This is a genomic window from Protofrankia sp. CiP1_Cm_nod2 (genome assembly GCF_920664355.1).
In the GTDB taxonomy this organism is placed as follows: Bacteria; Actinomycetota; Actinomycetes; order Frankiales; family Frankiaceae; genus Protofrankia.
Map to the genome: position 1 here is coordinate 1 of NZ_CAKKTL010000128.1, position 9,729 is coordinate 9,729.

At 67.5% G+C, this 9,729-nt stretch carries 6 protein-coding genes and 4 pseudogenes; 2 read left to right on the forward strand and 8 right to left on the reverse strand.

Annotation, left to right across the window (positions count from 1 at the left end; genetic code table 11):
- The 4 genes and pseudogenes from NBW84_RS14910 to NBW84_RS14930 form a co-directional block, all read right to left on the reverse strand.
- Positions 1-852 (reverse strand): annotated as a pseudogene (locus tag NBW84_RS14910) (excinuclease ABC subunit UvrA); the annotation flags it as partial.
- 162 nt (positions 853-1,014) lie between these two features.
- Positions 1,015-1,456: pseudogene (locus tag NBW84_RS24325) on the reverse strand (pyridoxamine 5'-phosphate oxidase family protein); the annotation flags it as partial.
- A 133-nt stretch (positions 1,457-1,589) separates the two neighbouring features.
- Complete coding sequence (locus NBW84_RS14925; protein ID WP_250285358.1) at positions 1,590-2,000, reverse strand: VOC family protein; 411 nt, start codon at positions 1,998-2,000, stop codon at positions 1,590-1,592.
- A 5-nt stretch (positions 2,001-2,005) separates the two neighbouring features.
- Positions 2,006-2,455, reverse strand: a complete 450-nt coding sequence (locus NBW84_RS14930; RefSeq protein ID WP_250285347.1) for a helix-turn-helix transcriptional regulator — start codon at positions 2,453-2,455, stop codon at positions 2,006-2,008.
- An 830-nt stretch (positions 2,456-3,285) separates the two neighbouring features.
- On the opposite strand from NBW84_RS14930, the pseudogene NBW84_RS24330 reads away from it, so the two are divergent.
- A pseudogene (locus NBW84_RS24330) lies at positions 3,286-4,054 on the forward strand (undecaprenyl-diphosphate phosphatase).
- 127 nt (positions 4,055-4,181) lie between these two features.
- Here the strand turns inward: NBW84_RS24330 and NBW84_RS14945 are convergent.
- Positions 4,182-5,063, reverse strand: a complete 882-nt coding sequence (locus NBW84_RS14945; protein ID WP_250285349.1) for a PIG-L family deacetylase — start codon at positions 5,061-5,063, stop codon at positions 4,182-4,184.
- A gap of 34 nt (positions 5,064-5,097) precedes the next feature.
- Here NBW84_RS14945 and NBW84_RS14950 point away from each other — a divergent pair, with 34 nt between their 5' ends.
- A complete protein-coding gene (locus NBW84_RS14950) occupies positions 5,098-6,267 on the forward strand; it encodes a glycosyltransferase family 4 protein (RefSeq protein ID WP_250285351.1) in 1,170 nt (389 codons plus the stop codon).
- A 5-nt stretch (positions 6,268-6,272) separates the two neighbouring features.
- On the opposite strand, the pseudogene NBW84_RS14955 reads toward NBW84_RS14950, so the two are convergent.
- The 3 genes and pseudogenes from NBW84_RS14955 to tnpC all read right to left on the reverse strand — a co-directional run.
- Positions 6,273-6,595: pseudogene (locus NBW84_RS14955) on the reverse strand (IS5/IS1182 family transposase); the annotation flags it as partial.
- A gap of 130 nt (positions 6,596-6,725) precedes the next feature.
- Entirely contained in the window at positions 6,726-7,793 is a 1,068-nt protein-coding gene (locus NBW84_RS14960; protein WP_250285352.1) for a lysylphosphatidylglycerol synthase transmembrane domain-containing protein, read from the reverse strand.
- A 245-nt stretch (positions 7,794-8,038) separates the two neighbouring features.
- On the reverse strand, positions 8,039-9,544 hold the full coding sequence (gene tnpC, locus NBW84_RS14965) for an IS66 family transposase (RefSeq protein ID WP_250285353.1): 1,506 nt from the start codon (positions 9,542-9,544) through the stop codon (positions 8,039-8,041).
- Positions 9,545-9,729 lie beyond the last annotated feature (185 nt).

Genomic DNA, 9,729 nt, shown 5'->3' on the forward strand with positions numbered 1-9,729 from the left:
CTGCAGCGCGTCGGGGTCCTTGGAGAGGAACGACTTCTGCACCTTGGGGACCAGGCCCTCGTAGGTGAGGTTGACGCCCTTGATCTTCACCTTGACCGGCTCCTTGTAGAGGAAGTCGTGGAGCTCGGTCTTGGTGTACTTGCGGATCGGCTTGTCCGGGTCGAGGAAGCCCGACTCGGTGAAGATCCCCACTGTCCACCAGCCGTCCGCCTTGTAGCCGGGGATGGTGATCGCGCCCTCCGCGAGCGACTTGGAGTCGTCGAAGAGCTGGGTGAGGTCGATATCGGAGACCGTGCCCCGGCCTTCGCAGCGCGGGCACATGCCGCCGGTGCGGGTGAAGGTCTGTCTCACGGTCTTGCCGGCGCCGCGTTCGATCGTGATCGCCCCGCTCGCGCGGACCGAGGGGACGTTGAAGGAGAACGTGTTGGGTGAGCCGATGTGCGGCTGCCCGAGCCGGCTGAAGAGGATGCGCAGCATCGCGTTGGCGTCGGTGGCGGTGCCGACGGTGGAGCGGGCGTTGGCACCCATCCGCTGCTGGTCGACGATGATCGCGGTCGTCAGCCCTTCGAGTACGTCGACCTCGGGCCGCACCAGCGTCGGCATGAAGCCCTGCACGAAGGCGCTGTAAGTCTCGTTGATCAGCCGCTGCGACTCGGCGGCGATCGTGCCGAACACCAGCGAGCTCTTGCCCGAGCCGGAGACGCCGGTGAACACCGTCAGCCGGCGCTTCGGGATCTCGACGCTGACGTCCTTGAGGTTGTTCTCGCGCGCGCCCTGCACGCGGAGCAGATCGTGGCTGTCGGCAACGTGCAGCGCAGGCGACTGCGGGTCCGTCCTCGTGGCCATGATCATCGTGTCTCCATCTGTTAGGCGGGGCCGCCTTCGCGGTCTCCGTCGTGTCGCCTGGCTCGATCTGACCAGCTTCGAGCAGTACGTCTGGTTCTCCTTCGCTTCGGCCCGTGGAGCCTCCGGGCCCCGGCCACGCGGCGCGCCCGCCGAGGCGTCGGACCAACAACGGCCGTCGCGCATCAGCTCTCGCGGTCGGACAGCTCGTTCACCTCGCGCCAAGCCTGGATGCGGCGCGGGGAGATACGGAACCAGCGGTACGGGGTGGCCAGCGCACGCGGGTCGAAGCCGGTGCGCGCGATGAACCGGTCACCCCGCTCCTGCGGCAGCGCGTCGATCTCGAGGACCTCGACTTTGCCCTCGATCATGGACACGTCGCGGTGTGGCCCAGCCCCAGCCGGACGGCCCGGGTGGCGGCCAGGTTTCTGCCGGTCGGGATGTCCGTCGGCGTGGCCATCAGCAGCGCCTCGCCGTCCCAGCCGAAGGACAGCGACACCAGGTACGGCGCACCGTCCGCCGAGGCACTGGCCACCTAGACATCGATGTCGTGGGTGAGCCGACGATCGGTGTCGCGACGACGCTGAGCGCGGGAGCGGGGGGGCGGCCTCATCGGTCCTGAAGCAGCTCGGGGACGTCGCCGTCGAGGTCGGTGCCGGTGGCCACCAGGCGGCCGGCACCGGCGTCGTGCGCGGGCTCCTTCGCGGTGCCGTCTGTGCAGGTCATGGCTGCGATCGCCGGACGACTCAGCGGAGCTCGTTGATGCGGATGAGGTTGCCCGCGGGATCGCGGACGGCGCAGTCGCGAACGCCGTACGGCTGCGCGGTCGGCTCCTGGACGACCTCGGCGTCGCTGGCCTGCAGCCGTGCGAAGGTGCCGTCGAGGTCGGCGGTGGCCAGGGTGATGCGGGCGTAGCTGCCCTTGGCCATCATCTCGAGGATGGTGCGGCGCTCGTCGTCGGTGATGCCGGGGTCGGCGGCCGGCGGCTCCAGGACGATGGACGTGCCGGGCTGGTCGGCAGGGCCGACCGTGATCCAGTGCATCCCGCCGTATCCGACGTCGTTGCGGACCTCGAAGCCGAGGGTGTCGCGATAGAAGGCCAGGGATGCGTCCGGGTCGTCGTGCGGGAGGAAGGTCCCGTGAATCGTGATGTCCATGGCGGTCACGCTAGCTGCGGCTCCGTGACCCGCGCTTCTCGATTCCTGATCGGTCTGGTCACCTGTTTCGCCACGCACGGCGGCATCCCCGCCGTCGCGCGCGTCGCATGGCGCCGGTAGGTGCTGGGCGGCATACCGACCAGCTCGGTGAAGCGACTGCTGAAGGTGCCCAGCGACGAGGAGCCGACCGCGAAACAGACCTCGGTGACGCTGAGGTCGCCACGACGCAGCAGCGCCATCGCGCGTTCGATGCGCCGCGTCATGAGGTAGCCGTATGGCGACTCGCCGTAGGCGCGCCGGAACTCGCGGCTGAGGTGCCCGGCCGACATGTGCGCGCCGCGGGCGAGCGCCTCGACGTCCAGCGGCTGCGCGTATTCCCGGTCGATCCGGTCGCGGACGCGGCGCAGCCGCGCGAGGTCGTGCAGGTGCTGCGTCGCGGCGGGTGTGCTGGTCACCTGCGAGATCGTGCCACGTCGCGCCGGGGTTGCTGGCGTCCCGCCCCACTCCGCCCTCCTGGCCTGCACCTGGTACTCCGCGACTCGCGGATTAGCCGCTTGCCGGTCTCCCGGTGGGTTCCCGCTCCAATCCGCTGGACCCATGTCGTGCCAAGGAGTTCTCCTGTTCCGTTGCAGAGCCCAAGCCAAGCTTGCGCCATCTTCATGCCGGGCATCGCCGGAGCAGTAGGCAGCTTTCCCTCTGACTTATCCCGGGCAGCATTAAGGCCCTGGTTTTGATGCCACCTGGCTTAACGACACGTCATCGATGGTTCACTCTCGTTCGCCTTCTTGGCTCATACCTGCCGCCTCTCACGACGGCTTTTCCGCGGACGTTCACCACCATGGCTCATTCACCACAGCAACTCGTGGCGGTTTGACACCAGCACCTGCATGCCGATACAGAAGGGCCTACCTTCATCTCCACAACAGCATGGTTGCTGTCGAGCGATCGCGGTTTTTTGCGCGCTCGGAGGCCGAGAGAATCTGGACGCCTGCGCCGCAGCCGGTTCCCAACTGGCCGCCGTGCACGTCCAAAAATCGGTACTGGGCCGCGAATCCTCCCTGGGGCGTTTATTGAAAATCTCACCCGAGGCGGCGGTCGGGATTTCGGCGACACGTCCAGGTCGGGAACGGGTGATCAGCCGCCGACACACTACATTTTTCGACCTTACATCTTCTACACATGGTATTCACATGATCGGGGTGCCAGTGTGCGGTTCTGACACATGCGTCAGGTGTTACCGAGCCCCGAGCCGGCCCATCGGTCGCATCCTTTCGAAAGTGAGTCCATGCCGCATCTCTGTTTCTTCGAGGCCGGTGTCATCGGCTTTCTACAGGGCATCACAGAGCTGTTCCCCGTGTCCAGCCTCGGCCACAGCGTCCTCATCCCGGCGGTCATCGGCGGCGGCTGGGCGCGGGACCTCAACGTGTCCGCCCCCAAATCGCCCTACCTGGCGTTCATCGTGAGCCTTCACGTCGCCACCGCCGTAGCTTTGATCATCTATTTCCAGCGGGGCTGGATCTGCATTGCCAGGGGCCCGGTGACCTCGTTGCGGGACTGTGAAGTGGACACGCTGGGCCAAAAGCTCGGATGGCTTCTCGTCGTCGCCGCCATCCCATCCGACTTGCGGTCGACCGAACCGTATTCCGACAGGGCTGTGCATTCTGATGTGGCCGCCGACCAGCGGTTGTCCCGTCTTCGCGGGTTGACGCGCTCGTTGTCGGATCAGCGCAGATCATCACCCTGGCACCGGGCGTCAGCAGGTCAGGAATCACCATGATGGCCGGACTGTTCCACGAGGACGCGGCCTATTTCTCCTTCCTACTTGCCATCCCGGTCATCCTCGCGGCCAGCGTACTCAAACTGCCCGATCTGTCCGGCCCGCCCGGCAGCGGTATCCGTGCCCAAGTGTTGTTCGGCACAGTCTTGTCCGGTGTGGCCACCTACCTGTCCGTGCGGTTCCTCGCCCGATACTTCGAGAACCGTCCCTCACCCCGTTCGCCCTCTACTGCATGACGGCGGGACTGTGCTGCCATGCCCGCTTCACCCTGTTCTGACCTGCCGGGGAGCCAAGATGGTCGAGGAACGGTCCTTTCGTTGCACCAGTGCTACACACATCGAATCCGGGGAATTATGCAGCAGTGCTCAGAGAAGGGTGAACCCATCCGCCGGGCTACTTCAGCGTCAGGTTCCGACAGCGTCCTCGCTCTGATGCGCATAATTGTTAGTCATGTCGATAATAGTGTGGTCGGGAGTGTCCGCCAGGCTTGCGAAAATGTTGTCGAGGAGCGGTTCTGTGGGTGTCCGACCATACTCGACATACCATTCGCGACCGAGTACCCACCGGAACACCGGGCGGGGAATCCGGAGCAGCACGGTCAGCGTTCGCAGGCCGGAGTCGGCACTGGTCTGGCTGACGTGCGCCGCCATGGCCGCGCGTTTCTGTCGGACGTAGCGGCGCACGTCGACCCGGTGGGTCAGCGCATCCGGGGCGGTGTAGGCGCCTGCGAGGCGGGCGGGAGCGAAGTCCGCGGGGATACCAGGCAGGTAATGGATGATCCGCAGTGCGCGTTGCAACCGGCTTCGATCCACTGTGGCCTCGAGGACGACGGCGGTGCCCGCCATCGTGGCGGCGCGCATGCCGACGTGGTGCACCTGCACATGGTCGGGATGACCATAGCCTCCGACCGGGTCGTAGATGGTCAGCACGTCCGCCCGCTCCTCACGCAGGATGTCCGCCAAACGCGCGGCGGCCTCGTCGACGTCCTGCCGGGCGAACGCCCGCTCCGCCCCGGAGGGTGCTTCTGTCATCCCAGAGTCGTCGTAGCCCAGACACTCGACCCGCGCGCACCCGAGCACCGCGGCGGAGCGCAGCAACTCGGCCCAGCGACGCTCGGTAAGATCACAGCCGGCCAGCATCGCGGCGGACGCGAGGCCCGATCCACCGGCGGTGGCGACCACGAGGACCACCCTGTGACCTTCCGCAGCGGCTCGCGCCAGGGTTCCCGCGGTGAGCAGCGCCTCGTCGTCGGGGTGTGCGTGGAACGAGACCAGTGTGTAAGGCATCTACAAAGTCTGCACCAGGAAAGACATCCGATATGTGCCTGGCTCGGCCAACCTGGGGAGCTTTCGCGTGAGAATCGCCCATGTCACGGACTTCTATCTGCCTCGACTCGGTGGAATCGAGATGCACATCCACGACCTGGCCATGCGTCAGCAGGCCGTCGGTCACTCCGTCGAGGTAATCACTTCCACTCCAGGGCCGGCCGAGGAGCGCACGGGCGGACTGCGAGTGCATCGCCTGACCGAGACGGTCGCATTTCCCTCGATGCTCCATCCGGCCGCCCTGCGAACCAGCCGACTGCTGCTGCGGGACAGGGCATACGACGTCATCCACGTACACGCCGGCCTGATCTCCCCCCTGGCGTTCACGACGATAGCGGCTGCGGGCAGCGCCCCTACCGTGGTGACAATGCATTCGCTGATCTCCCACCTGGAGCCTGCCTTCCGGATCCTCGATACCGGTTTCGGGTGGTCATCGTGGCCAGTGGTGTGGACGGCCGTCAGCAACGTGGCCGCCGAACCGCTGCGACGGCTGGTCGGCACGGCGCCGGTGTTCGTTCTGCCAAACGGAATCGACGTTTCGGCATGGCAGGTGGCTCCGAAGCCCCGTGACCCGGACGAGGTGGTCGTCGTCGCGGTCATGCGCCTGGCGCCTCGCAAGCGGCCCCGGCAACTGCTGCGCATGCTCCACAGGGCGCACAGAGCACTGGAGCCGACGTTTCGTCTGCGCGCCGTGGTTGTCGGGGACGGCCCGCAGCGGCGATCGTTGGAGCGATACCTTCGCCTCCACCGCATGACCGAGTGGGTAAGCCTGCCGGGCCGGTTGTCCCGGGCTCGGATCCGCTCCCTGTTCGGGCGGGCTGACTTGTTCGTCGCACCCGCAACCCTGGAATCCTTCGGCATCGCCGCCCTCGAGGCCCGCTGCGCGGGCCTTCCCGTGGTTGCCAGGGCCGAAGGCGGAATACGCGAATTTGTCCGTGACGGCGATGAGGGGATCCTCGCCGAGAGCGATGACGGCATGGTCGAGGCAATTGTGCGGCTTGCCGCCGACCCCGCTGAGAGAGAGGCCATCGCGGCCCACAATCGGGCGGTTCCACCACCGATGGCCTGGCCGGATGTGTTGCAGCGCACCGCTGCGATGTACGCGATCGCGACCAACGACGTACGGCCGGCGCTGACCCACAATCGGTTCCCGGCGGCGGGTTGAGTCGTTCCCCTGGCGTTGTCCGACAGGCTCGCAGCGGTGACGGCCACGGCGAGGAGCAGGCCGAGCGTGTCCGTGACGATGCCCCGCTTGCGGTCGACGGTCTTCTTGCCGGGGTCCGTGCCCTGACTGGTCAGGGGGAAACGTCGGTGGAGGTCTTGACGCTCTGGGTGTCGATGATGCACGCGGTCGGTTCGGGCTTGCGGCCCTCCTTGACGCGGGCCAGACCGGTCAGGTTGTAGTTGAGATGAACGAAGATACCCTCGTCCCGCCAGGTCGCGTGGTGGGCGTAGACGGTGCCGTGCGGCGGAAAGTCATGGGGCAAATATTTTCAGCGGCGGGCATACCGTTCCGCACGCTGGCATCACACGGTACCGACGATGCCCGCACGGCGACCGCCTGTCACCACCGGAATCTTGGCAGAGTCGTTACCCGGACAGACCCCACTCCCGGATACCGGCTCAAATGATCCGACGGCGGACGAGGAACGCGAAGACGCACGCCCCGGGCATCAACGGCACCCAGACCGTGAGCAGCCGGTACCCGAGGACCACCCCGATTGCGGCCGGTGAGGAGATCCCAACCGCGACGAGCCCCGTAGCAAGGGTCACGTCAAGCGCACCCAGACCACCTGGCGATGGCACGATCACAGACAGCGAGGAAGCGACCAGGTAGATGAGGACCACGGTCCCGGCCGGGGCGGGAACGCCGACGGCGCGCAGCACGGCGATGAGGATCACGGCGTGCAGCAGCGGTACCGACAACGATCCCAGCCAGAGCTTGGCGGCACGGGCCGGATCCCGCACGACCCCGGCCAGCACTGTCAGCTCACGCATCATGTGGGTCCGGGCGGAGGTGAGGCGCGTGGTGAGCGTTCTCCTCCACGTTCCCGCGCGGCGCCGGTTCACCACCGTCCCCACGACCAGCATGAGTGCCAGCACGGCGATCAATGCGAGCCCGATCCAGGGACGGTGGACAACGCCGGTGACAGGCCGTCGCCATGTCGTCCACCGTACCTGTGTACCGACGCTGGTGAGGACGGACGGAGCCAGCCCGATCATGGCCGCGAGCAGGATCAGATGGGTCACCATGCCCGCGAGGGAGTTCAGGCCCACTGCTCCCAGGGCCGCGCTCCTGCTCATCCCATGCCGTTGCAGGAAGCGGACGTTGACCGCGATACCGCCAGACCCGGCCGGAAGCAGATGGTTGGTGAACGACGCGGCGATCTGTACCGCGAACAGCCGCCTCAGCGATGGACGTAGCGACATCGAACCGAGCTGCGTCACCGTGCCGGCAACCCAGATCATCGCGGTGGCGAGCACCGCGAGAGCCAACCACTCCCGGTCAGCATGAATCAGGTTGTTCTCGCCGACGCCGAGAGCGGGACGGTGCAGAAACCCCAGAACGATCACCGTCGTGGCGACTCCGGTCCCCAGTAACACCCGCAGCCAGGAGGAACCGGCGAACGCCGCGCCCTTGAGCGCAGAAACAGGACGAGTGGAATGGAGCTCAGGTGTTTCCGTACCCATGGAAGCCTTTCACTATCCGACTCCGTCGGGACCAGCGTGTCTCCCCTCACAGTACCCACGCCCGATGGACGACCGCTGGTCGCGATGCGGCGGGGCCATCCTTCCGGCAGTCACCGCCAGGATCATCGCTGTAGGTCACGGCGTAAACATTCAGCTGGTTTGAAGATCTTGCTGTAGGTGGTGGTTCGGGCATGGCGGCGGGCCGCGCCGGTGGTCGGCGCGGCTGGATCAGGTGGGCGGTTCGGTCAGGCGGGCACGGCGACGGGTGGCGGCATCCAGGGCGTGCCGTGGAACGCGAGGCGCAGCGCGTGCATCGCGGACATGCCGTGCTTGCGGGCGGTGGACAGGTAGCTGGCGATCTGCAGGCGGCAGGCAGTCGCGGCTGTGGAGGTGAGCCGACCGGAGATCTTCTGCTGCGTCCTGAACGGCCGTAGGTCGCGCTCGCTCGCATTGTTCGTCGGCCACACGTCGAGATCGAAGACGAACCGGAGCACGTCGGGCTGCCGGTCACGCAGGCACTCGAGCAGGCAGCGCCCGACCGGCTGCTTCGCGCCCTTCGCGGCCGGGGGCACGGCGGCGAGACCGACGCGGACCGCGCCGCGGTACTCCGCGAGCAGCGGGTCACGCAGCGCGGCGGGGACCTCGGCCAGCCCGGCCGCGCGGGCGAGGTTGGCCTGGTGGACCAGGCCCCGCAGCGCTTGGCGGAGCTGGACCGGCCACACCTCGCCCGGGTAGGTCTCGACGGTGTCCTCGATGTCGCGCAGCAGATGACTGACGCACAGCTGGTGGAGGAACCCGGTGAACTCGTCACAGTCGTACAACGCGTAGCGGTCGTGGACGACAACCCCGAGCATCCGGCCGAGCAGGAACGCCCGGAAGCTGGCCTTGTCGCGGCGGCCCAGCACGAACAGGGTGAACAGCAGCGTGGAGGCCGAGAGCACGTAGCGCTTCTCGCCCTTCGGGCCGACCTTCAGCGGCGTCTCGTCGAACCCGACGACCTTCTCGGACGCGATCCGCTGTTCGATCGCGTCGACCGCCTCGGCGACCGCGTCCGCGCCCAGCGCCAGCAGCGAATGCAGCCAGCCGGTCGAGACCTCCACCCCACACAGCTCGACGATCCCCTCCTGGGTCCGTTCGACCGGGAGGTGCTGGCGGACCAGGAAGTACAACGCGAGCGCGCGCAGCTCCGGCCCGTACGACACCGGCGCCGCGGACAGCCCCTCGGGCCGGGCGGCCACATGGCGACGCCCGCAGCCGCACACCACCGGGTAAAGGTCATGCTGGGTCACGGTCGACCGGGCCGGCTCGAGATCGTGGGCCTGGTGCGAGCGCGCGGCCCCCGTCACCGTCGCCCCGGCGAGCGCCGCCCCGCAGCCACACGCACCGCCCGGAAAGTGCTGTTCGACCCGGTCCGGGTCCTCCCGCCAGGCCAGCGTCAGCCCGTCCGCGCCCGGCTGCTTGCCGCGCTGCTTCTTCCCCGCCCCGCCACCGCCCGCCGCCCCGGGAGTCCCGCCCGGCGGCGGCTCCGGCGGCTTCCGCCCCGGGATCGCGTCGTCCGTGGACGGCGACAACGACGAGTTCCGCGAGTTCCGCGACGCCTGCCGTTCCAGGTCAGCCGCCTTCGCCGCCAACTCCGCGATCTCCCTGGCCTGCGCCGCCACCGTCACCCGCAGCTCACCGATCAACTCCGCCTGCGCGCGCACGAGGGCGATCAGTCCCTCAAGGGGCATCTCCTCCGGCTGCGCGGGCACCCCGCTACATCACCACACGCACCAGACCTGCTGCGCCACGCGTCAGCCAACAACCGAACCCGGCTCGAGAGCCGGCCACCCACAGCAACATCAACAAAGAACCTGAACGTTTACTCGTGGTCTGCGCTACCTGCCACGGCCGGATCCACAAGGGGCGGCCTGCTACACCGCTCACGCAGTAGTCA